General features: G+C 52.2%; 27 protein-coding genes. 10 read left to right on the top strand and 17 right to left on the bottom strand.

Annotated features, from left to right (window positions below):
* Positions 1-157: 157 nt before the first annotated feature.
* A complete protein-coding gene (locus VFG09_05095) occupies positions 158-727 on the bottom strand; it encodes a retropepsin-like aspartic protease (protein ID HET6514516.1) in 570 nt (189 codons plus the stop codon).
* Between the two features lie 491 nt (positions 728-1,218).
* Positions 1,219-2,595: an aldehyde dehydrogenase gene (locus VFG09_05090; protein ID HET6514515.1), complete on the bottom strand. Its 1,377-nt coding sequence runs from the start codon at positions 2,593-2,595 to the stop codon at positions 1,219-1,221.
* Between the two features lie 227 nt (positions 2,596-2,822).
* On the opposite strand from VFG09_05090, the gene VFG09_05085 reads away from it, so the two are divergent.
* Entirely contained in the window at positions 2,823-3,890 is a 1,068-nt protein-coding gene (locus tag VFG09_05085; GenBank protein HET6514514.1) for an NAD(P)H-dependent oxidoreductase, read from the top strand.
* Positions 3,891-4,174: 284 nt separating this feature from the next.
* On the opposite strand, the gene hisB is transcribed toward VFG09_05085, so the two are convergent.
* The 3 genes from hisB to hisD are packed head-to-tail and all read right to left on the bottom strand — an operon-like array spanning position 4,175 to position 7,102.
* Positions 4,175-4,759: an imidazoleglycerol-phosphate dehydratase HisB gene (gene hisB, locus VFG09_05080; protein ID HET6514513.1), complete on the bottom strand. Its 585-nt coding sequence runs from the start codon at positions 4,757-4,759 to the stop codon at positions 4,175-4,177.
* On the bottom strand, positions 4,740-5,798 hold the full coding sequence (gene hisC / locus VFG09_05075) for a histidinol-phosphate transaminase (protein ID HET6514512.1): 1,059 nt from the start codon (positions 5,796-5,798) through the stop codon (positions 4,740-4,742). The genes hisB and hisC overlap by 20 nt, the downstream gene beginning before the upstream one ends.
* Before the next feature lie 26 nt (positions 5,799-5,824).
* Positions 5,825-7,102, bottom strand: coding sequence for a histidinol dehydrogenase (gene hisD / locus VFG09_05070; protein HET6514511.1), 1,278 nt, complete (start codon positions 7,100-7,102; stop codon positions 5,825-5,827).
* A 67-nt stretch (positions 7,103-7,169) separates the two neighbouring features.
* On the opposite strand from hisD, the gene VFG09_05065 reads away from it, so the two are divergent.
* Positions 7,170-8,042, top strand: coding sequence for a deoxyribonuclease IV (locus VFG09_05065; protein ID HET6514510.1), 873 nt, complete (start codon positions 7,170-7,172; stop codon positions 8,040-8,042).
* On the opposite strand, the gene VFG09_05060 is transcribed toward VFG09_05065, so the two are convergent.
* Positions 8,026-8,682: an MOSC domain-containing protein gene (locus tag VFG09_05060; GenBank protein HET6514509.1), complete on the bottom strand. Its 657-nt coding sequence runs from the start codon at positions 8,680-8,682 to the stop codon at positions 8,026-8,028. The genes VFG09_05065 and VFG09_05060 overlap by 17 nt on opposite strands.
* Before the next feature lie 44 nt (positions 8,683-8,726).
* Here VFG09_05060 and VFG09_05055 point away from each other — a divergent pair, with 44 nt between their 5' ends.
* Both VFG09_05055 and VFG09_05050 read left to right on the top strand, forming a co-directional pair.
* Entirely contained in the window at positions 8,727-8,915 is a 189-nt protein-coding gene (locus tag VFG09_05055; protein ID HET6514508.1) for a hypothetical protein, read from the top strand.
* Between the two features lie 9 nt (positions 8,916-8,924).
* Complete coding sequence (locus VFG09_05050; protein HET6514507.1) at positions 8,925-9,101, top strand: hypothetical protein; 177 nt, start codon at positions 8,925-8,927, stop codon at positions 9,099-9,101.
* Here VFG09_05050 and VFG09_05045 read toward each other — a convergent pair.
* From VFG09_05045 to VFG09_05025, 5 genes are all read right to left on the bottom strand, one after another.
* Positions 9,098-9,412 (bottom strand): cupin domain-containing protein, encoded by a 315-nt coding sequence (locus VFG09_05045; GenBank protein HET6514506.1) that lies wholly within the window; start codon positions 9,410-9,412, stop codon positions 9,098-9,100. The genes VFG09_05050 and VFG09_05045 overlap by 4 nt on opposite strands.
* A gap of 24 nt (positions 9,413-9,436) precedes the next feature.
* On the bottom strand, positions 9,437-9,808 hold the full coding sequence (locus tag VFG09_05040; GenBank protein ID HET6514505.1) for a hypothetical protein: 372 nt from the start codon (positions 9,806-9,808) through the stop codon (positions 9,437-9,439).
* Between the two features lie 302 nt (positions 9,809-10,110).
* Complete coding sequence (locus tag VFG09_05035; GenBank protein HET6514504.1) at positions 10,111-10,581, bottom strand: hypothetical protein; 471 nt, start codon at positions 10,579-10,581, stop codon at positions 10,111-10,113.
* Positions 10,582-10,608: 27 nt separating this feature from the next.
* The gene (locus VFG09_05030) at positions 10,609-11,559 is read right to left on the bottom strand and encodes a CopD family protein (GenBank protein ID HET6514503.1); all 951 of its coding nucleotides are present in this window, start codon (positions 11,557-11,559) and stop codon (positions 10,609-10,611) included.
* Between the two features lie 56 nt (positions 11,560-11,615).
* Positions 11,616-11,837 (bottom strand): hypothetical protein, encoded by a 222-nt coding sequence (locus VFG09_05025; GenBank protein ID HET6514502.1) that lies wholly within the window; start codon positions 11,835-11,837, stop codon positions 11,616-11,618.
* 180 nt (positions 11,838-12,017) lie between these two features.
* Here VFG09_05025 and VFG09_05020 point away from each other — a divergent pair, with 180 nt between their 5' ends.
* Genes VFG09_05020 through VFG09_05010 form a run of 3 tightly spaced genes read left to right on the top strand, consistent with a single transcriptional unit; the run spans position 12,018 to position 14,778 of the window.
* The gene (locus VFG09_05020) at positions 12,018-12,593 is read left to right on the top strand and encodes an NUDIX hydrolase (protein ID HET6514501.1); all 576 of its coding nucleotides are present in this window, start codon (positions 12,018-12,020) and stop codon (positions 12,591-12,593) included.
* Positions 12,562-13,959 carry an adenosylmethionine--8-amino-7-oxononanoate transaminase gene (gene bioA / locus VFG09_05015; GenBank protein HET6514500.1) on the top strand — a complete coding sequence of 466 codons (1,398 nt, stop codon included), beginning with the start codon at positions 12,562-12,564 and terminating at the stop codon, positions 13,957-13,959. The genes VFG09_05020 and bioA overlap by 32 nt, the downstream gene beginning before the upstream one ends.
* 15 nt (positions 13,960-13,974) lie before the next feature.
* Positions 13,975-14,778 carry an alpha/beta fold hydrolase gene (locus VFG09_05010; protein ID HET6514499.1) on the top strand — a complete coding sequence of 268 codons (804 nt, stop codon included), beginning with the start codon at positions 13,975-13,977 and terminating at the stop codon, positions 14,776-14,778.
* Between the two features lie 104 nt (positions 14,779-14,882).
* Here VFG09_05010 and VFG09_05005 read toward each other — a convergent pair whose 3' ends face one another.
* The 4 genes from VFG09_05005 to VFG09_04990 form a co-directional block, all read right to left on the bottom strand.
* On the bottom strand, positions 14,883-15,374 hold the full coding sequence (locus VFG09_05005; protein ID HET6514498.1) for an Hsp20/alpha crystallin family protein: 492 nt from the start codon (positions 15,372-15,374) through the stop codon (positions 14,883-14,885).
* A gap of 35 nt (positions 15,375-15,409) precedes the next feature.
* Positions 15,410-15,841, bottom strand: coding sequence for an Hsp20/alpha crystallin family protein (locus VFG09_05000; GenBank protein HET6514497.1), 432 nt, complete (start codon positions 15,839-15,841; stop codon positions 15,410-15,412).
* 24 nt (positions 15,842-15,865) lie between these two features.
* Complete coding sequence (locus VFG09_04995; protein ID HET6514496.1) at positions 15,866-16,297, bottom strand: Hsp20/alpha crystallin family protein; 432 nt, start codon at positions 16,295-16,297, stop codon at positions 15,866-15,868.
* A 229-nt stretch (positions 16,298-16,526) separates the two neighbouring features.
* The gene (locus VFG09_04990; GenBank protein ID HET6514495.1) at positions 16,527-17,225 is read right to left on the bottom strand and encodes a class I SAM-dependent methyltransferase; all 699 of its coding nucleotides are present in this window, start codon (positions 17,223-17,225) and stop codon (positions 16,527-16,529) included.
* Between the two features lie 226 nt (positions 17,226-17,451).
* Between VFG09_04990 and arsS the strand changes: the two genes are divergently transcribed.
* Together arsS and asnS are read left to right on the top strand one after the other, a co-directional pair.
* The gene (gene arsS / locus VFG09_04985) at positions 17,452-18,393 is read left to right on the top strand and encodes an arsenosugar biosynthesis radical SAM (seleno)protein ArsS (GenBank protein HET6514494.1); all 942 of its coding nucleotides are present in this window, start codon (positions 17,452-17,454) and stop codon (positions 18,391-18,393) included.
* A gap of 67 nt (positions 18,394-18,460) precedes the next feature.
* A complete protein-coding gene (asnS, locus tag VFG09_04980; protein ID HET6514493.1) occupies positions 18,461-19,849 on the top strand; it encodes an asparagine--tRNA ligase in 1,389 nt (462 codons plus the stop codon).
* Positions 19,850-19,961: 112 nt separating this feature from the next.
* Here the strand turns inward: asnS and VFG09_04975 are convergent, their stop codons facing one another.
* Positions 19,962-21,110 (bottom strand): CZB domain-containing protein, encoded by a 1,149-nt coding sequence (locus VFG09_04975; protein HET6514492.1) that lies wholly within the window; start codon positions 21,108-21,110, stop codon positions 19,962-19,964.
* Between the two features lie 222 nt (positions 21,111-21,332).
* Between VFG09_04975 and VFG09_04970 the strand changes: the two genes are divergently transcribed.
* Positions 21,333-21,713: a CBS domain-containing protein gene (locus VFG09_04970; GenBank protein ID HET6514491.1), complete on the top strand. Its 381-nt coding sequence runs from the start codon at positions 21,333-21,335 to the stop codon at positions 21,711-21,713.
* On the opposite strand, the gene VFG09_04965 is transcribed toward VFG09_04970, so the two are convergent.
* Positions 21,688-21,969 (bottom strand): hypothetical protein, encoded by a 282-nt coding sequence (locus tag VFG09_04965; protein ID HET6514490.1) that lies wholly within the window; start codon positions 21,967-21,969, stop codon positions 21,688-21,690. The genes VFG09_04970 and VFG09_04965 overlap by 26 nt on opposite strands.
* Between the last annotated feature and the right edge of the window lie 168 nt (positions 21,970-22,137).

Below are 22,137 nucleotides of genomic sequence, written 5' to 3'. Positions count from 1 at the left end.
CCAGACATAGGGACTCCCGGCCCCTGTCATGGCTGCGGCCTCGGCTACAATTCGTTCGGTGCTCTGCTCGCTATCGGTAACGACATAGAACAAGCTGTTTCCGGCCTCGATCGTTCTCAGCAGGTCAGGTATATTCAAGTTGTCCATTATCCTCCCGTTAAGGCCCTTGACGTATCAGTTTACCGCCCTCATACATAAACTTCTCACCGTCAATCTCTACCTCGATACGTCCGGACCCGGTTTTCTGCCGATCAACCACAGGTTTTTCAGGGCTGTCGAGAAAATAACTGCCTTTAGGAACGATCCGTATTACTTTATAGTCTTCATCAACAAAATAACTGTAACTGTTGAAGAAAGAGGCGCCCAAAAGGTTTGCCGTGGATGCAGGAACGTATGCGACTTCATAATCGTTTCTTTCGATGTTTCCGACCCTGATTGAATTGATCTTTATCACGTACCCTTCGGTGACTCCGCCAGCAGTGTGTATCTGGAGCCTCTTGGTATCGTCGAGTCCCGTGCCGCCGATGCGCTCGAATCCGCTGCTGTTAAGGACAACTTTGTTGGATCCTGTGTCAAAGACAAGTTCCATAGGCACTCCATTGATATACGCGGTGACGTACTTGACGCCGTTCCGCTCAGCAAAGGGAACGGCCTCATCAGCGAAAAGATGCTCACCATTGATTAACGACAGAACGAAGATAAGAGATAACATCACACGAAAACGCATAGCTCATCCTCACATCGATTGGTTCGTTGTAATTTCAGTTTACCATACTCGATTCGCACTGATCATGGAATTTTATAATACGGAATATCCTCCAGGAGCACAAAATTATCGTGTTCGGAAAGCCAGGCCTAGTGAGAAGTCCTGTCGTGCCCGCGGTTGCTTTTATCGGTAAGCCACCTATAGAGAGCGAACTTCGTCATGCCGCGGAAACGGCTCTGCGTATCGAGGAGAAGTCGACCTTATTGGTCTGTACGGTCAGACTTTCAGGATTTCTTCACGCAAGATTTGGTTTCTCACCTCAGGCATAACATTTATGGTTGCTCACACTTGACCCGACGGAAAGTGGACGGTAAAATCCTGTCTGATAGTTTCTTCAGGAAAGCAACGTTGCTTTCTCAAGTCATCCGCTGTCGTTAACACCGACTAACCAACGTGATTCAAGTTATTGCAACAGTGAAGATTTTTGAGAGAACTATGCATATGCCCGTTTCCTAGCCGATCAGGCGCATCACCCGCTTGAGATACTTGAGTGGTGTGCGATACGGGGCATACTTCGAGCGGTTGTCAAACCGGATGGCACGATGCAACACACTCTTATTGTGGGTAAAGGTCCTGAAGCTTTCCTGGCCGTGGTAGTAACCCATGCCGCTCTCCCCTACGCCGCCAAACGGTAACGTTGTGGAAGTGATTTGAGAAAACGTCTCATTAATGTTGACACTCCCGGAGGATGTTTCCTGAAGAATCCGCTTCTGGGTCGCTCTGTCATCAGAGAATACATAAAGTGCTAGAGGCTTCGGTAAGGAACGGACGAAACGGATCGCTTCATCCAATGATCTGTATGTCAGCACAGGCAGGAGAGGACCGAAGATCTCTTCCTGCATGACAGGACTTTCAGGGGACACATCCTGTAACAAGGTGGGTGCAATGAAGAGTTCCGATTCGTGGGTCTCACCGCCAAAGGAGACCTCTTGATCCTCCATCAGGTGCAGCAGTCTTTGGAAGTGCCGTTGGTTGATGATTCTTCCATAGTCAGCCGATTCCCTGATATTGCCGCCGTAAAACTGCGTGAGCGTGTCCTTGAGCGAGGTGAGCAGCGAATCTCTTATGGATTCCTGCACCAGAATGTAGTCTGGGGCAATACAGGTCTGCCCCGCGTTGAAAAACTTGCCCCAACAGATACGTCTGGCCGCCGTTTCGAGTCTTGTCTCCGGCGTCACGATACATGGATTCTTACCCCCTAACTCCAGTGTGACGGGAGTCAGACGGGTTGCTGCCTTTCCCATGATGATCTTGCCTACTGCCGCGCTTCCCGTGAAAAAGATGTAGTCAAACTCCTGATCAAGAAGCTGTTGGGTTTCCTCTGGACCGTCCTGCACAGCCGCGATGTATTCCGGCTCGAAGTATCTGTTCACCATTTCCGAAATCACCTTGGCGGAATGCTCTGCGATCTCTGATATCTTCAGCACGGCGGTATTGCCTGCCGCGATGGCGCCGACTAACGGACAGAGCAATAACTGGAATGGATAGTTCCATGGCCCGATTATGAGAGCACTGCCATAGGGTTCAGGCAGAATGTAGCTCTTGCCCGGCCGGTTCATCAAACTCGTTCTCACGCGTCTAGGTTTCATCCACGAGCGAATGTGCCTCACCGCGTGGTCCACCTCCTTGATGATCATCATCACTTCGCTGGTATAGGCCTCGGTTTCGGGTCTTCCCATGTCCTTGGCGACGGCAGCGAGAATCTGGGGCTCGTACTCCAGAACCGCCTGTTTCAACGTCTCGCACTGCCGAATCCGGAATTCAGCGGGCCGCGTATGTCCCTTCATGAAGTACGCACTCTGGCTACGATAAAGTAATTTAGCGTCCATGTCTGCTCTCCTTCCAAGCCAACAATTAGCGGACCCGGTGGGCTTTTTCTGACTTCATGATATCATACATATAAGAACTCAGGAAGATTCATCATCTTTTTTTTTCAATGAGTTCACAATGCGTCACTTGGTATTTCTGGGAATATTTTCAACAACTTTTTTTTACCATCTAAAATCTGCTTCGCTCGGAAAGAATGCGGCAGTTGAGCAAGACCAGGAGGTGTACCATGAAGGTATTGGCACTTAATTCCAGCCCACGGGGCGGCGGCCAGAGTAAGACTGAACTGATGATGAATCACCTTGTCGGAGGCATGCGTGAAGCCGGCGCTGAGGTCGAGGTAGTGACCTTGCGTGAGAAAACTATCAGGAATTGCATAGGTTGCTTCACGTGCTGGACAAAGACTCCTGGAACATGCATCCACAAGGACGACATGACCAAAGATCTGCTCCCAAAGTGGCTGGAATCGGACCTCGTCGTCTATGCAACGCCCCTGTATAACTACACTATAAACGCAACTCTCAAGGCATTTATCGAACGTATTCTTCCTGCGATTAAACCGTTCTTTGAGATTCACGAAGGCCGGATGTTTCATCCGGTGCGTGGCAAGTACCCGCCAGTAGTCGTACTCTCCGTCTCCGGGATGCCTGACGAGGGCCACTTCAATGCTCTGTCAGCGCACATGAGGTACGTCTTCGATTCTCCCGGCCGAAAGCTTGTGGGCGAAATCTACCGACCCGGAGCCGAAATTATGATGAGTCCGTTTCTCAAAGAGAAAGTGGACGACGTACTGGACGCCACCGCGCAGGCAGGGCGAGAACTGGTCCGGTCTATGCAGATTTCCACCGGGACAATGGCGAGGATCACCCAACCCCTTATGGAACCGCAGTTCTTCGCGGGAATGGCCAACGTCATGTGGAAGACCTGCATCGCAGAAGGAGTGACCGTAAAGGAATTCGCAGAGAAGAAGATGGTTCCACGCCCGGACTCTATAGAGAGTTTTTTGCTACTTTTCCCTCTCGGGCTCAATGCTAAGGCTTTTGGCGAAAAGAAGGTGGTCCTACAGTTCAGGTTTCTTGGTGAAGTGGAGGATGCATGCTATTTCACCATCGAGACGGGGAAGGTCGGTGCTCAAAGCGGAACCTCGGCCAGTCCTGACCTCACCGTCGAGACTCCTTTCGAAGTCTGGATGGACATTTTGACAGGCAAGGCCGATGGCCGGCAAATGCTCAAGGAGCAGAGATACAAGGTGTCTGGCGACCTGTCTCTCATGATGCATCTGTTTCAAAAAGCCTGAACCGGAGCGTGAGACCCGACTGCACCGCGCACCTCGTTCACAGAGGTTTGTCAGGCAACGATTTCCGCTCGCAAGTGACACTCCTCATGCCTGGCCGGCAGCTGTCAATTACAGGAAGGATATGTTCTCAGATAGCCATTCCTGAATAGTCCTCGTTTCGAATCGAACTCATCGGAAGTATACGGCGTCTGTTCGGTAAGGTCTTAACCACACAACTCATCCATCGTCATGCCGGGGACCGTTTCCGGGGCGAAAGATTGTGCATGCCAGTACTTATTATAGTCTTATAATCTCCCCTTCGTACTCGGCAGTCCCTTCATCGCAGGGTCTATCGCGACGGCCTCTCTCAACGCCCTCCCAAAGGCCTTGAAGATAGCCTCGAAGATATGGTGGAGGTCCCTTCCATAGGTGACAAGGATGTGGAGGTTCATCATCCCGTGGTTTGTGACGGACCTGAAGAAATCCTCAAAAAGCGAGACCTCTAAGCCTCTCAAAGAGCCTCTCGGCTGTTTCACTTTATAGACGAGATAGGGCCTTCCGCTGAGGTCGATCACGACTTGGGCGAGACTCTCATCCATGGGGACTGTCGCATTGCCGTAACGCTGGATGCCCCCCTTATCACCGACCGCCTTTTTGATCGCCTCTCCAAAGACGATACCAAGATCTTCCATGAGATGGTGGTAGTCGATTTCGATATCGCCCTTCGCCTTGATCTCGAGGTCTATCTGGCTATGAAAGGAGAGGAGACTGAGCATGTGGTCAAGGAAGGGGATGGAGGTATTTATGCTGTACCCGCCCCTTCCGTCCAGATTGAGACTGATCGTTATATCGGTCTCTTTGGTCTTTCTCTCAACTGTCGCCTTTCTCATGCAGAGCCTCCTTCATCCTTTTCAGGAAGATCGTATTTTCTTCAGGCGTCCCAACCGTCACCCTGAGACATCCCCGTACCATTTCATTCAGATTCTTCACGAGAACACCTCCTTTCAACAGTCTTTCATAAACCCGGCCAGGGTCCCTGACCCTGAAGAGGATGAAATTTGCCTCAGAGCGAAAGGGTTCGATGCCGTCCCTTCTTTCCATCTCCTTCAAAAGACGCTCCCTCTCGGAGACGATCGTCTTTATGGTGGCACTGAATTCGGCCCTGTCTTTCAAGGCTTCGACCGCTATTGCCTGAGAGAGTGAGTTAACATTAAAGGGCAGTCTCACCTTGTTGACCTCTTTGATTATCCCAGGGTCGGCGATAAGAAAGCCGAGACGGAGGGCTGCAAGGCCTATCTTGCTCAGCGTTCTCAGAATGACGAGGTTCTTGTAGTCCTTCAGGAGCGGCAGAAAACCCCTTTCGCTCGAAAAGGGCTGGTATGCCTCGTCAACAGCGACAATCCCCTTTGACATCCCGATGATCTTCAGGATCTTTTCCGAGGAAAAGCAGTTTCCCGTGGGGTTGTTCGGAGAGCTTAAGAAGATGATCTTCGGCCTCTCCTTCTTTATGGCCTTACCCGTCTTCTCCAAATCAATATCAAATTCACGGTCAAGAGGAACGGCTATCGCCTTCTCTCCAAGGGCCTGAGAGGTGATGCCGTACATCGAGAATGTTGGAAAGGGATAAAGGACAGGCCCGCCAAAGGTCGAGACAAGATAATAGATGAGCTCATCAGAGCCGTTTCCCTGGAGAATACGCTCAGGCGATACCCCAAACCGCTTGCCGATGATTTTCTTGAGTTTCCTTGCCTCAGGGTCCGGATAACGGTTCGTCTCAAGTCCCCTGAGGCCCCTGAAAAGATCTCTCCCTAAGGCATAGGGGCTCTCATTGGCATCGAGCTTCACCGTGCAGGGAATCTCCTTTGCCTCATAGGCCCGGAGACGAAGAACAGAGGGTCTCACCAGTTTCGCTATATCAAGTTCTCTCATAGATCTCGCTTTCGACGGACATTTGCCTAACGCCTGTCAAGCCTCACCTTTATCGTATTGCCGTGGGCGCTTAATCCCTCACTCTCCGACAGGGTCTCCACGGTCTTTGCCAGTTTCATGAACCCTGCCTTTGAGAAGCTCAGGAGGCTTGAGCGCTTCACAAAATCATAGACTCCCAAAGGGGAGAAGAAGCGGGCTGTCCCTCCTGTGGGAAGGGTATGATTGGGGCCTGCCACATAATCTCCCAGCGGCTCAGGTGTCCAGGGTCCCAGGAATATGGCGCCGGCATTCCTGATCATCGGCAGGAGATCAAAGGGATTTCTCGTCATGACCTCGAGGTGTTCAGGTGCAACCTCATTGGCAAGTCCTGCAGCGTGCTTAAGATCTTTGGCCACGATGATCGCTCCGTAGCTCTCAAGAGAGCTCTCTGCTATCCCCTTTCTTTCCAACCCGGAGAGCTGATGCTCTATCTCTTCCTTCACTGCCTTTGCAAAAGGGAGCGAGTCCGTAACAAGGATGGCCGCTGCCCGTTCGTCGTGCTCTGCCTGGCTCAGCAGATCGGCAGCCGTGAAGACGGGATCTGCCGTCTCGTCTGCGATGACAAGCACTTCACTGGGACCGGCTATCATGTCGATGTCCACTTCTCCAAAGACCAGTCTTTTTGCCGTGGCAACATAGATATTGCCGGGGCCGACGATCTTATCAACCCTCCTCATCGTCCTGGTGCCATAGGCCATCGCGCCGATTGCCTGGGCCCCGCCGATCCTGTAGACCTCCGTGACCCCGAGCATCATGATTGCTGCCATGACAGAGGGATTTATCTCGTTTTTCGGCGTCGGAACGCAGAGTGCGATCTCATCAACCCCTGCCACCTGGGCAGGTATTACATTCATAAGGACCGTGGAAGGATAGGACGCCTTGCCGCCGGGCACATAGACGCCGATCCGCTCAAGGGGCCGTACGATCTGCCCGAGGACCGTTTCGTCTTCAGAAAAGGACCACGATTCCTCTCTCTGCATCTCGTGGAAGGCGCGAATCCTCTTCGCAGCGGTCTCAAGGGACTTGAGTATCTTCCTGTCGGCCTTGCCGGCGTATCGTGCTATCTCGGCAGAGGATATCCTTATGCTTCGTATCTTCAGGAAGTCGAACTTCTCGGTGTATTTGAGAACCGCCCTGTCACCCTTCGTCCTGACTTCCGAGAGGACCTTCTTCACAGTCCCTTCAATCCTGCCGGCACCCGACGTGCGCTCCCTGAGCAGAGAGAGGAAGAGGGCTGTCTCCCGTGAATTCTTCAGCAGCTTCATGGCTATGATTGTAATATTTCATTGCATATTATTCAAGATTGTTCTACATTGTGATGTGAGGAGCGAAGTGAAGAGAAGGCTCGGAGTGCATACATCCATTGCCGGAGGTGTTCATCTCTCGATGGAGAGGGCAAAGGAACTCGGCTGCAACACCGCCCAGATCTTTTCCCACAACCCGAGGATATGGTCTGTGGGCAGCATACCGCAGGGTTCGGTTTCACTCTTCCGGGAACTGCGAAGGGTCTATGATATTAACCCGGTCTTCATTCACACCTCCTACCTCATAAATCTTGCGGCTTCAAATAGCGATACCCTTGAGAGATCGGTAACGCTCCTCATGAAGGAAATGGACCTGGCAGATCTCCTCGGCGCGGAATATGTCGTGCTTCACACGGGCAGCGCATCGGGAGATGCCGAAGAGACTGCACGGAAAAGGGCTATTGAATCCCTCAAGAGAATATCGAGGGAGAAGAGCTGGGAAGCGAGACTCCTCCTCGAAAATACTGCGGGCGAGAGGGGAGACATATCATCGCGTATCAGGGACCTTGCAGAGATCATCGACGGGACTGACAGCCCGTTGATCGGCGGCGTGACCTTAGACACCTGTCATGCCTTTCAGGCAGGCTATGAGTTGACGAGCGAAAAAGGATTGGCCATGATGATGGCAGAGGCTGAGAAAGCCCTCGGTCTGGAAAGCATAAGACTCATTCACCTGAACGACTCAAAGAGGTCCTTTCATTCAGGAGTTGACAGGCATGAACATATCGGTGCGGGGACGATCGGCAAGAGGGGGATTGAAAGGCTCATCAACCATCCCGCACTGATGGAGGCCCCCCTGGTCCTTGAGACGCCGAAAAAAAGCGAAGACGATGACAGAAGGAATATGGCGATCGTCAGAAGATTCCTGAAGCCTGCCGAACATCTTACTCGCACTTCTTGATTAATTCGTGGAAAGAGTGACGCCATGACTCGGAAAGGGCAGGCACATCGAGGACCCTTCTCAACCCTTCACAATTCGTCCTGTCATGATGGTAAATATGGTTGGCAAAGGCGATTGTTATCCCACGGGAGTCCTGCTCTCTCAAGGTAAAAGGACTCTCCCTTTCTACGATGCCCTCCTGAAGCACCCTGCAATAAAATCCGGTACGGCCTGAATCTATGACGAGCTTGATGAAATCGGTCTTCCCATACCGGGCCGCGAGAGTACTGCAGGGCTGCCGGGGCTGGCTCACCTGTATGATCGCCGTTCCCAGGTCGAAGATGTCTCCGATGCAGACTTCCTCTTCAAGGAGATTGGAAAGAGAGAGGTTCTCGCCAAAGGCAGCAGCAGGCAATCTGATTCCGAGAAGCTTCTCCCAGAAGGGATAATGATCCATGCTGTAGACACAAACAGCCTTGTCAAACCCTCCATGATGTTTCAGATCCCCGACCCCGTCACCTTCAAACCCCGTCTTCCCGAGCCCTATGGGGCCGGATACAGGACGTTTGCAGATCCCGGTGAAGATCTCCCTGTCCTGGAAGATCTCCTTTCTCGGCAGGCCGATATTCAATGATTCAATGGCGGTCCTTTTCTCAGTCATTCGATTGTTATGGCACGGAAGGGACAGCTGAAGACGAGGTCTCCGTGTTCCTCGGGTATGAACTGCTCATGGTTCAGCAACCACGCCTTTTCATCTCGTATGATGAAGAACGATGGATGGATCTCGGCGCAGGCTCCGCAGCCCACGCAGAGGCTGTAATCAATATAGGGTATCAGTCTTGCCTCCGTATCGCTCCGCGCAATGCCGAAGAGCTGGACGTTTTCAGGAAGTAGAAGGCAGGTATGCTGAGAAGCCCTGTATCGCGATGCCTTTCAACGTTGCCGACTGCCGCTGAATGCTCAATGGGGGTGGTGACTCTCGTTGAAGACCTCGGATACCTCATTGTCGGGATTTCATCGCATGTACAGGCTTCGGTCCATGCCTACCTGCCCATTGTTTTTAACATTACGGTAAACTAATCAGCCGGCGTCACAACTGCCATGACGACAAGCTTCTCTCCCTTATCCGCTTCGAAGCCATGGGGCACCATCGGGTCGCAGAGGATGCAGGTCTTCTCGTCGGCCTCCCTGCGTTCGCCGCCGACAATGAAGGTGCCCCTGCCTTGTACACAGTACATGAGGAGCCTCATCGGCGCCTTGTGAGGGTCGAGCTTCTGGCCGGGATTCAGACACATGAGGGCGATGCGCATCTCAGGCTTATCAGAGAGCATCTCCCTCGAAATCCTGTCAGGATGAAATGTTATCAACTTCTTGAGATCCAATACTTCCATACCACCTCCTGTTGAGAAATGAAATTAGCTACGCTGTATCTCCAGTGTAACAGTATCCTGTTCGTTCTGTAAGAGATGGGAGTGAGGCCTTGCCTGAGGCAGCCTGTTCGTTCGTGGCACGTCGGGGTCGAGCAGGGGAAAGACAGAGAGTATGACTACCCAGGGGAGTACTGCCTTCAGGAGAAAATGCGCGGCCACGTGGGTGGCTCCGGAAACGCTCTGGTCAGCATAGAAGCCCTGCTTCAGGCCGAGGCTCCATGCCTGACCGAGGACGATCAATTCCCCGGCGTGCGTATCATAGCGGAATATATCCAGGACAGGCACGAGAAAAATGAGCATGACAAAGGCTATTTGGGTTATCCGCCTATACCTGAGAAGACTGTCGGAAAACTTCATCTTCGCTCCTTTGCTTTCATGATGGGAAACATGCGAATGATCCTCTTTGTATCTATTTATACCAGGAGACGAGAATCCATGCTATGAGATACATCATACCTGCTCGTGCTCTCGGGATGGTGGGAAAGGGGGAGTGCTGCCTGTCTATATGGAGGGGGAGACAGGCAGCACGGGAGAAAGACCTAAACGCTTATGTCGTAATGCTACCGGTATAGCATTTTTCTTTCTATGATCTAAATCATGCTTCTGCCTTTCCTGCCGGTTATAGGCACGAAACATTTCGAAAGAGATCGGCCCTCTTCTCACTGTTGTCTGAAAGTACGGTGACAAGTCACGCAGCCCTCAAGAAGTTTCTTGGTCAGGGAGAGCATCTTCGGCTGATTGTTTTTGTCCGCAGCACGGGCAAGGGCCTCGATGTCCCTGTGGAACTTAGTGTCGAGCTTCATGAACTCCTTGACACGGTTTGCCTTTATGGGGACCCTTACCGAGCCTGAGCGGATACCGTCGGCAGTCTTTTCCATAGTCCCATGGAGTGATTCCAAAGCCCTATGGACTCTCTGACCACCTCCCAATGCAACGGCAGAGACCACTTCCTGAAAGACCCTGTCCAGGAGGACCATCTCGTCGACGAGAGGGTTTGAGCCTGCAGGTGACGACGCCTCACGGTCGGAGGGAGAATGAAGATCCTGAGCTGCTGAAGACATTGACAAGAAAGAGAGAGCCTGCACCATGAAAAAAACGAGGGAAAGGATCGGGATGATTTTCTTTTGCACGGCATTACCTCCTACGGTATTTCGATACTAGCCCCATCTCCAGAGCGCTATGATGAAGGTTATGAGAAAAACAAAGACAAGGTTCATATAGGCGAGAATATAGAATACCCTTTCCGGAAGAGGTCTTGGGATCTTCTGCCCTGCTCCAAGGAGTTTCCCGACTTCAGCCATCGCGAGGACCCTGTCTTCTCCATGGGGGGCTGTCCTGAGGGCATCGGTGAGGTCGCGACCGGCAATATGTTTCCTTGCGTGTGAGCCGTCCTTCCAGTACCTGGACCCGGTAAGGTCATAGACCTTTCCTTTATAAGCAACAAAGGCAGGTCTGCCTTCCTTACCGTCAAAGCTCTGGAGTTCCTCAGGCGTCAGGTCCTGCTTCCCTCTGCTGATATCAATTTGCCACCGCGTTATTAGTTTTCTCCTGAGCTTCGGCCCAATGAAGAAGGTCACGACAAATGCCGTTGCAGCCATAATCAGGAAGAGAAAGATCTTGACGCTGAGCAGGATGCCGAAGCGCGTGGTGTAGAGCACATTCCATGAGGGGATCCTCGCTATGGTCAGAAGGACTCCGGTAATCGAGAGGATGACGATCGACACCCAGCCGAGCAGGAGCTCGCCCCGTGGCAGTCCCTTTGCTGCATAGGCAGGCTTCAAAAGGATATGCACATAGAAGATAGTTCCGAACCAGACAATAGCGGTGAGGAGATGAATGTACCCGATGATGAACCGAACGATTTTCTGTGGAGTCGACAGAGGTCTGTAAAGACCCCTGACCTTCATATCAGCGAGGAACCGCTTTCCTGCGGCCGTGAGGTCGCCTCCGCCTACGGCGTCGACATGGCATTCCTTGCACTCCATCCCGGTCTGCCGTGCATAGTCCGCAGTGGCGGAACACGGTGACGGCAGAAACAGGAAGAGAGAGCACCATAAGACATATTCTCTCATGGCGGTATGATAAATAAAAAGGAGAGCGGTCTTCAACCACTCTCCCCGTCTCGAAGAATCTTTGCCCCTTCAGGCTCTTTCAGGAGCTGCGCTCACAGCAGGCACCGGCTTCTTCCCCAGCGTGAAGTAGTCCGCGACAAAGATCCCACTCCGATGAGGAAGCCGAAGCCGAAGCCGAAGCCGAAGATCGCCCTCAATATCCAGAACCAGAGGTTGCAGGTCGTCTTGACGGCGACATAATCAAGCCCCATGAGCCTTTCCATGTAGGTCTGGACCATGCCCGCACCGGTTATCGTGAGAACGATGAATATCATCGATATGGTCAACCACCAGAAGGACAGATAGGCCTTTGATGGGTTACGGTTTTCCTGCTCATAAAGACACCCCCTCTGTATTTCCAGCTGTGCTGAATCTACACCCATTATTGAAAAAAAAGCGGAAGTTATCTATGATTTAAGTCAAATCAGCGTATGGACCAAAGCGAAGAAGCACCGATGGGCAAGTATACGATCGTTCACAGAGAGCCGGTCTGGGAAGGAAGATACCTCAGATGCCTCAAACTGACCTACAGGGATTCTGAAGGGGCGCTGAGGAATTGGGAGACTGTCGAGAGAGTCAATTGCGACGGTGTTGTCGCGATTGTTCCGATCACTGATCAGGGGGAGGTGCTCCTGATCAGACAATTCAGACCTGCCGTGAAGAATTACGTAGTAGAATTCCCTGCGGGCCTGAATGACAGAGGCGAGAGGCATGAGGATGCCGCGTTGAGGGAACTCCGGGAAGAGACAGGATACGAGGCCGCCGAGATCATTTTTCTTGCAGAAGGTCCGCTCTCAAGCGGCTCATCGAGCGAGGTCCTGACCGTCTTTCTTGCGAGGGGGCTTCAGTTCAAAGGCATAGAGGGAAGGGACGAAACCGAAGATATCGAGGTGTTGAAAATCCCCCTTGACCAGGTGGAAGAGGAACTGGCCCGGTTTGTGAGCAAGGGGGATTTCATAGACCTTAAGATATTCGGGTTCATGGAACTGGCGAAGAAGCATGGACATGATCGACAAGAACAGAAGCCTTGAAGGGCTCGATAAACGGTACATCTGGCATCCCTTTACACAGATGAAGGACTGGCTTGATGAGAGACCCGTCATCATCTCTGAAGGCAAAGACTGCTTTCTCAAGGACATTTACGGGAACTGGTATCTTGACGGGGTCTCTTCATTATGGGTCAATATGCACGGCCACCGGAAAAGGGAACTTGACGATGCGATCAGGACGCAACTCGCGAAGATCGCCCACAGCACCATGCTCGGGCTGAGCAACGAACCGGCGATCACCTTGGCCGAGAGACTTATAGGATTATTGCACACGGCAGCGTCGCCCCACAACGATTCATCCTCCATCGCTCCTCCTTTATCCAAGGTTTTTTACTCTGATAATGGTTCCACTGCCGTTGAGGTGGCCCTCAAGATGGCCTTTCAATATTGGCTTCATAAGGGGATGTCCGGCAGAACCGCTTTCCTCTCCCTCGAGAATGCCTATCACGGCGACACCCTCGGCGCAGTGAGCGTCGGGGGCATCGACATCTTTCACAAGGCCTTTGGTCCACTTCTCTTCCAGACGTACAGGGCGCCGTCACCATACTGCTACCGATGCACGTTCGATGAAAGCCATCCAGACTGTACCTTCCGCTGTCTCGGCGCCATGGAGGACATTCTGAAGAAGCACTCGGAAGAGATCGCCGCCGTCATTGTCGAACCCCTTGTTCAGGCAGCAGGCGGTATGATCGTGAGTCCACCGGGCTACCTTAGAGGGGTGAGGGAGTTATCTACGCGGTACCGAGTGCTCATGATAGCCGATGAGGTGGCAACAGGTTTTGGAAGGACGGGAAGGATGTTCGCCTGCGAGCACGAAGCAGTCATCCCAGATATCCTTTGCCTGTCAAAGGGGCTGACAGGAGGGTATCTGCCCCTCGCGGCAACCGTAGCCACCGACGAGATCTATAACGCCTTTCTTGGCGAGTTCAGGGATCTGAAGACCTTCTTCCATGGCCATTCCTATACCGGCAATCCCCTGGGATGTGCGGCGGCACTCGCCTGCCTGGACATCTTTCACAACGAGGACACCCTCGGACAGCTGAGACCGAAGATCGAAAGGATGGAATCTTTCTTGAAGGATATAGCCTTTCTCGACCATGTCGGGAACGTGAGGAGCAGGGGGCTCATGGCAGGCATTGAGCTTGTCAGGGACAAGGCTACAAAGGAGCCATACCCCTGGGAAGAGAGGATGGGATGGCGTGTTGCCCATTATGCAAAGGCAAAGGGCATCTTCATACGGCCCCTCGGAAATATTGTCGTGATCATGCCTCCCCTCAGCATCGTCATCGAGAATCTGGAACGGCTCATGAGCGTCATAGCAGAAGGCATACGATCCGTTACGGCATAGGAGAGATATCATTACATGTATTTTAGGACTTCTGACAATCTGAACCTCTATTACGAGACACAGGGGAATGTCCGATCAAAGAGATCCCTCGTCTTTCTGAACGGCCTCGCCCAATCGACGCTGGCATGGATGCTCACGGTCCCGGCCTTCGAACGGGAATTCAGCATAATCCTCCTCGACTTCATCTTCCAGGGCCGGTCTGATAAAGAAGGGGAGGTCCGTGATTTTGACCGGCACGCCACAGATGTGAAGGGACTGCTCGAGTCTCTGAAGGCTGAGAGGGTGAACCTTATCGGCATATCATACGGGAGCCTCGTTGCGCAGCACTTTGCCGTAAACTATCCCGGAATGCTCGAAAGACTGGTCCTCCTCTCCACCTTCGCGCAAAAGACTCCATATTATGACGCCCTTGAGTTTTCCTGGCAGAGGGCCCTTGATGTCGGCGGTTATCCCCTCATGCTCGATATCATGCTCCCCGTCGTCCTCGGTGAAGGCTATTTCGAAAACCCTCTCATTCCTCTGGAATCATTGAAGAGGTCGCGCATTGAGGCGAACAACGACCCATGGGCGCTCAAGAAACTTATGGCAGCCATACATCTGAGAGGGGATTACCGTGAAGAGCTCAAGAAGATTAAGGCGCCTACATTGGTCATTCATGGTGAGAGGGATGTGTTGTTCCCCGTCCACATGGGAAGGGAAGCAGCAGACTTAATTCCCGGAAGCAGGTTTGAGGTGATTCCGGGCGTTGGACACACCCTCAATCTTGAAGCGATACCGCAGACTGTGGCTTTGATGAACAACTTCCTTCGAACGGCTTAGCGCAGTAATTCACTTCTTCTTTGAAAGGTGCATTGAATGGATCATGAGGCGGGCCGGCACAGAGATCTCCATGAAACGTCCCCCATGCCGGCCAACGCACTCACTTAGTCAGTCGTTACGGCGATCTTCTTCGTTTCTGCCACAGCCTTGGCTGTTTTTGGAAGCGTTACGACGAGCACACCCTTTTTAAACGTGGCTTCGACCTTATCAGTTTCGACTTCAAGAGGAAGTGGGATAGTCCTGCTGAAGGAGCCATAGGAGCGCTCTATCCTGTAGTAGTCTTTTCCCTTGTCTTCTTTTTCTTCTTTTTTCTCGCCTTCAATGGTCAGCATATTGTCATGGATCGATACGTTAATGTCCTTTTCATCCATGCCAGGAAGCTCTGCGGAAACTTTGATCTCCTTGTCCTTCTCTGTCACGTCGACTCTTGGACTGAAGGCGCCGAAGCGACCCTCAAAAGGCTCCATATCAAAACCGCGGAAAAAGTTGTCGAAGAGAGTGTCCATCTCACGCCTCAGCAGGGCAAAGGGACTCTCCTCCTCACGTCTCACCGGAACACCTTTCTTTCCAAAGGGTACAAGGTTCCTGATAGCCATGACAAATACCTCCTTTTATCGGAATGGTTCTTCGTTCAGCCGAGATTCAAGGCTCCTCCAACGCCTTCCGCCTTGATCGGTATTTTCCTTGTTCTTGCCGACTCTGCCTTGGGCATGACAAGGCTTAAGACCCCGTTTTTTACCGTTGCCTGAATCTTGTCCCTGTCGACCTCATCGGACAGGGTAAAGACCCTCTGATAATCTCCGATTCCGTACTCTGAAAGAGAGAGTCTGTGATCTTGGGGAGTCTCAACGTCGACCCTTCCGTAGATCGTCAGGATATTCTTCTCAAGGGTTATATCAACGGAGGTCTCGTCAACACCGGGCATGTCGGCGATTACCATGATGTCGTTCTTCCGTTCAATGATATCAACCTGCGGTGCATATATCCGGGTTGCTCTTGTCCGTTCCCCTGTTTCGGGAGTGCCCGCCTCTTTCTTCTGCATCTCTCTTGCCGTATCCGTCATTCTTCATTCACCTCCTTGGAGATACTATTCAGATTTGACCGGGATTTTTCTGGGCCTGTCTGCTTCTGCGCGGGGGAGGGCAATGCGTAAGACCCCCTTTGCAAACCTCGCTTCCACCTTGCCGGGATCAACAGGAAACGGCAGTTGAAGGGTCTTGGTGAACTGGCCGCTCCACCGTTCCTTTCGATGATAGGACTCCTCTTCTCTCAGCTCTACTGCTGGCCGTGAACCGCGCAGCGTAAGGGAATCCTTTAGGACGGAGATTTCGAGGGCATCAGGGTCTATCCCCGGCACCTCGGTTGTGACCACTGCGCTGTCCTCAGATACCCATACGTTTGTTGCAGGAAACTCCAGAGTCGAAGGGAGTGCGGCCCGCCTCAGCGCGCGACTCATTCCCTCCAGCTCATGCCACGGGTCAAGGACTCTTCCGAACCTTTCCAAATCTGACCATAACATGGGACGTCACCTCCTTTGCATTTGTTGTTTAAACTGCTGAATCAATGCATTAGCACTCACCTGTGGAGAGTGCTAATAGAAGATATTTATCACATTTCCTGAGGGCTTGTCAAGGGCCTTTGTTAAGGCTTCTTTATATTTTCGTTTCATATGATTATGCTGCGGAAAAGGCATCGGTCTCCCGTCTTGGATCAGGGAGGCGCATGAAAGAGAGCTATCCTGTTGTTTCTCAGCGTTTCCTTATTACATAAATCCCGTCGCGGATCGTAAGGAAGAGCTTCTCGGCTCGGCTGTCCCCGTTCACCAATTCGTTAAAATCTGCAATTGCACGATCTTCCTCGTCCTGCGGGTCGAAGACCCTTCCATACCACAGGGCATTGTCGGCAAGGATCAATCCGTCCCTCCGTACTATCCGCATCGCCTCCCGGTAATAGGAGCTATAGTTGTGCTTGTCGGCATCGATGAAGACAAGGTCCGTCGTTCCGGCAGGGAGCGTCTTTAGTGTTTCGAGGGCATCTCCCAGGCGCAGGGTGATCTTGAAGCCGACGGGGCTTCGGTCGAAGAACCCCTGGGCGATCTTCGCATGACCAGGATTATTCTCGATGGTCAGGATTCGGCCGTTTTCAGGCAGAACCTCTGCCATGGCAAGGGCTGAGTAACCGGTGAAGGTGCCGATTTCGACGACCTGCTGCGCGCCGGAGAGCTGCGCAACAAACTGCAGGAACCTGCCTGCGACTCTTCCGGTGAGCATGTTTGGATAGGGCATCGTTGTCAGGGTGCAGGATTCCACCTCCTCGATGAGCGGCGACAGGGGTGATGTATGGGTCGATGCATACTCCTCAGCCTCCCTGGCCACGATATCCAGGTAGGAGGATATGACGGCCTCCTTCCCGTCTTGCCTTGAACCCGTATCACGTTTTCGTTCCATTTCAATTAGTATACCATTAGGCCGCTGAGCGGCGGGGTTAGTTCAGGCGCTCTAACGGGCATTGTTTCAAGGTCCGACTCAGTCTTTGTTACAATATGGTATCGAGGAGACGAACTCAGGGCGGTGGGACAGATATCTTCACCTGTCAGCAGGACAGAGATCAGGGCATAATTGATACAATAAAAAAGAGGTACTCTGGAGGGGACAGGAGATATACTCTCGAATTATGAACAAGAAATTCAAAGACAGAATATCGGACATTCATGGCGGTCCTCTTGTCTCTCTTGATGTCAAAATACTTCAGGTGAATCTGGGGTATTTCTGCAACATGACCTGTAAGCATTGTCATGTCAGTGCCGGTTCCGGGAGGAAGGAAGTTATGAGAAGGGAGACTCTTGAGGAAGTGATCGGGGTGTTGGGAGAGAGTGATATCGAGACCCTTGACATAACCGGCGGCGCGCCGGAGATGAATCCACATTTCCTTTCCCTTGTCGAGGAGGCAAGGGGAATCGGCAGGCACGTCATGGTTCGCACGAACCTGACCATTTTTTTTGAGAAGGGAATGGAACAACTGCCCCAATTCTACAGCAGGAATAACGTCGAGGTCATCGCTTCCTTACCCTTCTATCTGGAGAATGATGTCGATAGGGTGAGGGGGAAGGGGACCTTCCGGAAGTGTATTGAGGCCCTCAAAATATTAAACAGCCTCGGTTACGGTGTGCAGGGATCGGAGAAAAAACTGCATCTCGTCTACAACCCCTCGGGCGCCTTCCTCTCTCCTCAGCAGAAGACGCTGGAAGATGACTATAAGAGAGAGTTGCTCAGAGGATTCGGCATAACCTTTGACAATCTCTACACCTTCTCAAACGTGCCCATCGGGAGATTCAGGGACTATCTGGTTAGGAGCGGCAATTTCGAAAGGTATATGGAAAAGCTCGTAACAGCATTTAATCCCGAAACCCTCGATGGTCTGATGTGCAGACATGTGGTGAATGTCGGATGGAAAGGGACACTTCATGACTGCGATTTCAATCAGATGCTCGGCCTCGGCGTTCATGCTTCCTGCGGCCAACACATCACCGACTTTGATTATCACCGGCTTGTCGGAAGAACAATCAATGTCGGGGAACATTGTTACAGCTGTACGGCCGGTCAGGGCTCGACCTGAATGGGCGCAATAACGTGACAGGCGGTCGGCCTGAAAGTTCAGCAGAGAGGGCATCCCGGAGGTTGTAATGGAACGGTCATTGATAAGGAATATTCTCCGTGAGGCAGAGCCGGGGCAACCGGTTACGGTATGCGGGTGGGTGAGGACGAGGCGAGAATCAAAGGACTTTGCCTTCATCGCCCTGAACGACGGCTCGACACAGGAGACTTTGCAACTCGTCATCCCTGGTGACACTCCCGCTTTTCGTGAGCTGCACCGCTGTAATACCGGGGCAGCCATCAGGGCACGGGGAATCCTGAAGGAGTCGCCGGCAAAGGGTCAGAAGATTGAAGTGGAGGCTTCTGAGATCGAAGTCATCGGCGAGGCAGATCCTGATCAATACCCTCTGCAAAAGAAAGGGCATACCCTTGAGTTTCTGAGGGAGATAGGTCATCTGAGACCGCGGACAAACACCTTTGGTGCAATTTTCAGGCTGCGAAATATCCTCGCTTCTGCTGTCCATGATTTTTTTCAGGGCCGAGGATTTTTCTGGGTCCATACCCCGATCATCACAGCCAGCGATTGTGAAGGCGCCGGCGAGCTCTTCTCGGTTACGTCTCTTGATCTCGAAAGTCTCCCCAGGAAGGGCGACGGTGACATAGATTTCGGCAGAGACTTTTTTGGCAAACGAGCCTTTCTGACGGTGAGCGGGCAGCTTGAAGCAGAATTTCTGGCCCTGTCCCTTGGGAATGTCTATACCTTTGGTCCGACCTTCAGGGCCGAGAACTCGAATACTTCGCGCCATCTCTCAGAGTTCTGGATGATCGAACCCGAGATGGCCTTTGCGGATCTCAGGGATGATATGCAGCTGGCAGAGGATTTTTTCCGTTTCCTGTGCGCAAGAGCTGTCGAAAAGGGGGAGAAGGAGCTCGCATTCCTTGAGAAGCAGTACAAGAAGGTCTCCGTTGAGGAGCTCAGGAAGCTTGCAGAAACTCCCTTTGTCCATACCTCATACACCGATGCGATAGAAGAGCTGAAGCGCTCAGGAGAGCATTTTGAATTCCCGGCAGCCTGGGGATCAGACCTCCAGTCCGAACACGAGCGTTATCTTACGGACAGGGTCTTTCATGGTCCGGTGATTGTGACGGACTATCCGAAAGAGATAAAGGCCTTCTATATGAGGATGAACGCAGACGGGAGGACCGTTGCCGCAATGGACCTCCTTGTGCCGAAGATAGGCGAGATCATCGGCGGAAGCCAGCGCGAGGAGAGGCTGGGAGTCCTTCAGGCCCGAATGGAGGAGACAGGAGTGCCGATCGAAAGTCTGCAGTGGTATCTCGACCTTCGAAGGTTCGGGTCGGCTCCCCATGCAGGGTTTGGCCTTGGCTTCGAGCGGCTCGTACAGTACATCACGGGCATGGGCAACATCCGTGATGTAATCCCCTGCCCGAGGGCTCCCCAGACCATCGGTTTCTGATCCTCAAGGCTGGCCGTCAATTGCGCGGGGGGGAGCAGGTTGGCGGCGCATATCAATCGGCTTAGCAGGGAAAGACCTTTGTGACATACTTTTGATGACATGAACAGGAAGCTCAGCCCGCTGAAAACCCTGTTATGGTGGCATTGGTCCATTGAACGATGAAAGCCTTGTGTCGTGACGGAAGAGAACTCCTGATTAGGATCTCCTGTCCTTTCTTGAGGGGAATTGACGAATTGATGCAGAGCCCGGAATCGCTGATGTTGATGACAAGGCCCTTCACTATTTCATCGACATTGTCTTTGTAGACAAATTCTACGGGCGAGTCATACGTACGGCGTTTCTCCCGACGGTTCCCCGTCATGCAGCGCGGCTTCTCCGCTGCCTTCCCGTAAAAAGAGGCGCTCGCCTCCACGAACAGGTTGAAAAACTTCTCAGCGATTCCCCTGTTCGTCGCAATCTGTTCATAAAGGGCGTCTTGCCATGCCTCCCGAACCTTCTCTCCGCTCCCCGCGAAAACCTTCCACTGGAGTTCCATGAAGGTTCCCATGAGGAAGGTATTCTCATAGTGGAGTCTCTCCTGTTCCTTGAGAAGCTTCTTGTAGCTTGTTTGCGGTATCAGACTCATGTCGACATAAAAATCGATGAGTTTTTCATAGATCATGGGGACTTGCGGCGGAAGACTGTTCTTGTAAGGATGTGAATGCCAGAATGCCCTTGCGGCTTCAATGCCGTCCCGCTCCATCTTCTGGAAGAAGTCAAAGAAACCCTTTCTGAAAAGGAAATTATTGAGGAGGTTCATGACTGACACTGATTTTTCCTCCTTTGGTGAAACATTCAGGACGTTCTTGGCGGTCAGAAGGGAGACGAGTTTCATGCAAGTATCGTCGAAGTCCTTCAGTTCTCTTCTCGATGCAGATAAATTACCGGCGCGCTTGAACTCATATATCCGCTTGGCAGTCTCATGGACTTCGTTATGCAATCTCTGGAGTTCCTGAATTTCAGAGGGCGACGAATATGTGGACATCTCAGGAGAGGAGAGCCATTTCCCGAGTCTCCATTTTTCGGGGGAGACGATCTCTGAAGCCGCCATATCCCCTTTTCCATCGAGAAAATTCCTGAATCTCCTTTTCCATTCCAGATGGTAAAGCAGGGCCTGTGAGAAGGCGCTTGCTTTCAATATCTCTCCCCTTCTCTTATTGACCGAACCTGGATCGAGCGGCGCCGATGAGATAAGATGGTGCGATCTCTCGGGGTCTTCCATGTATTGTCTTTTTCGTCATATGCGAGATCATGATCTCTTCACTATAGATGGAGAGCTACTATTTTTCTATCAGACAGATGATGATTTTCTTGTGGGAGATTATTCGATGTCCTGTCAGATTTGTCCTACACGCGGGGGAGGAAAGGGGGTCGTAAGGCTCCGATCAGTGGTCCCTTGACGATAGGCGGGGCGCTGATATACCCTATTGTATGAGGACGTCCGATGAAGGCGTATGAACTCATGACGAAATCAATCGAGTCGGTCCGGCCGGATGCTACCGTGGAGGAGGTCATGCAACTCCTTGCCCGTAAGATGATCCGATCCGTTCTGGTAGAACCGAAGGGACCGAAGGACGGGTTCGGCGTTATCGCAGTGCGGGATATCGTGAACAAGGTCCTCGCTCAAAAACTGGATCCAAAAAAGATTAAAGCAGGGGCAGTGGCGACAAAACCGGTTATTTGTGTCAAGAGGGATATGGACACGGACCAGCTTCTCGGTCTCATGCAAAATTACAATATCGCCAGGGTTTTTGTGACGGACGGCGAGGCGATTGTCGGCGTCGTTGCCTACCTCGATTTCATCCGTGCCGCTGCGAAGATGTAGGGCGCCGCGGCGATTTTCTTCTTCCGACGGCCCGCTGTCTGACCTTAGCCGCCTTGTCCTGGGGCGGCGACGCGTCCTCGTGGGCAGGCATCCAATCGAGGATCATCACCTGGCCTTTGGTATGCCTGAGATGCTTGGCCGGAGCTTCTTGCTGAGGCGCTGAAGGTCGTCCCGGTTTCCTGATCTCCTTAACGATCTCTTTGACGACGACCTCGGCTATGCTGCTTACAACAAATCCACCTATGACATTCCACATATTCTCAGTACTCCTCGCGCTGGGTTCCCTGCACCCTTGTTATCACCATTAATTATAACAGACGGAAAGCCCCGCGAGTTGCGATCACGATACTGTGATGTGGTATCATTGCTCGAAGACCCACATGATGCTCCGCATATTCTTCTATCGATTAATATCGCGGGTTAC

Source organism: Thermodesulfovibrionales bacterium (assembly GCA_035686305.1).
GTDB lineage: Bacteria > Nitrospirota > Thermodesulfovibrionia > Thermodesulfovibrionales > UBA9159 > DASRZP01.
This window is presented reverse-complemented; position numbering and strand designations above follow the sequence as displayed.

Bases quoted from the DNA above. Each gene is read 5' to 3' on its own strand.
- VFG09_05060 (HET6514509.1), bottom strand. From the start codon at position 8,682: ATGACTGAGAAAAGGACCGCCATTGAATCATTGAATATCGGCCTGCCG.
- VFG09_04990 (HET6514495.1), bottom strand. From the start codon at position 17,225: ATGGAACGAAAACGTGATACGGGTTCAAGGCAAGACGGGAAGGAGGCC.
- VFG09_05090 (HET6514515.1), bottom strand. From the start codon at position 2,595: ATGGACGCTAAATTACTTTATCGTAGCCAGAGTGCGTACTTCATGAAG.
- VFG09_04975 (HET6514492.1), bottom strand. From the start codon at position 21,110: ATGGAAGACCCCGAGAGATCGCACCATCTTATCTCATCGGCGCCGCTC.
- asnS (HET6514493.1), top strand. From the start codon at position 18,461: ATGGAACGGTCATTGATAAGGAATATTCTCCGTGAGGCAGAGCCGGGG.
- VFG09_05000 (HET6514497.1), bottom strand. From the start codon at position 15,841: ATGACGGATACGGCAAGAGAGATGCAGAAGAAAGAGGCGGGCACTCCC.
- arsS (HET6514494.1), top strand. From the start codon at position 17,452: ATGAACAAGAAATTCAAAGACAGAATATCGGACATTCATGGCGGTCCT.
- bioA (HET6514500.1), top strand. From the start codon at position 12,562: ATGGACATGATCGACAAGAACAGAAGCCTTGAAGGGCTCGATAAACGG.
- VFG09_05045 (HET6514506.1), bottom strand. From the start codon at position 9,412: ATGGAAGTATTGGATCTCAAGAAGTTGATAACATTTCATCCTGACAGG.
- VFG09_05010 (HET6514499.1), top strand. From the start codon at position 13,975: ATGTATTTTAGGACTTCTGACAATCTGAACCTCTATTACGAGACACAG.
- VFG09_05085 (HET6514514.1), top strand. From the start codon at position 2,823: ATGAAGGTATTGGCACTTAATTCCAGCCCACGGGGCGGCGGCCAGAGT.
- VFG09_04965 (HET6514490.1), bottom strand. From the start codon at position 21,969: ATGTGGAATGTCATAGGTGGATTTGTTGTAAGCAGCATAGCCGAGGTC.
- hisD (HET6514511.1), bottom strand. From the start codon at position 7,102: ATGAAGCTGCTGAAGAATTCACGGGAGACAGCCCTCTTCCTCTCTCTG.
- VFG09_05095 (HET6514516.1), bottom strand. From the start codon at position 727: ATGCGTTTTCGTGTGATGTTATCTCTTATCTTCGTTCTGTCGTTAATC.
- VFG09_04970 (HET6514491.1), top strand. From the start codon at position 21,333: ATGAAGGCGTATGAACTCATGACGAAATCAATCGAGTCGGTCCGGCCG.
- VFG09_05005 (HET6514498.1), bottom strand. From the start codon at position 15,374: ATGGCTATCAGGAACCTTGTACCCTTTGGAAAGAAAGGTGTTCCGGTG.
- hisC (HET6514512.1), bottom strand. From the start codon at position 5,798: ATGAGAGAACTTGATATAGCGAAACTGGTGAGACCCTCTGTTCTTCGT.
- VFG09_05040 (HET6514505.1), bottom strand. From the start codon at position 9,808: ATGAAGTTTTCCGACAGTCTTCTCAGGTATAGGCGGATAACCCAAATA.
- VFG09_05050 (HET6514507.1), top strand. From the start codon at position 8,925: ATGCTGAGAAGCCCTGTATCGCGATGCCTTTCAACGTTGCCGACTGCC.
- VFG09_05025 (HET6514502.1), bottom strand. From the start codon at position 11,837: ATGATATTCATCGTTCTCACGATAACCGGTGCGGGCATGGTCCAGACC.
- VFG09_04995 (HET6514496.1), bottom strand. From the start codon at position 16,297: ATGTTATGGTCAGATTTGGAAAGGTTCGGAAGAGTCCTTGACCCGTGG.
- hisB (HET6514513.1), bottom strand. From the start codon at position 4,759: ATGAGAAAGGCGACAGTTGAGAGAAAGACCAAAGAGACCGATATAACG.
- VFG09_05020 (HET6514501.1), top strand. From the start codon at position 12,018: ATGGGCAAGTATACGATCGTTCACAGAGAGCCGGTCTGGGAAGGAAGA.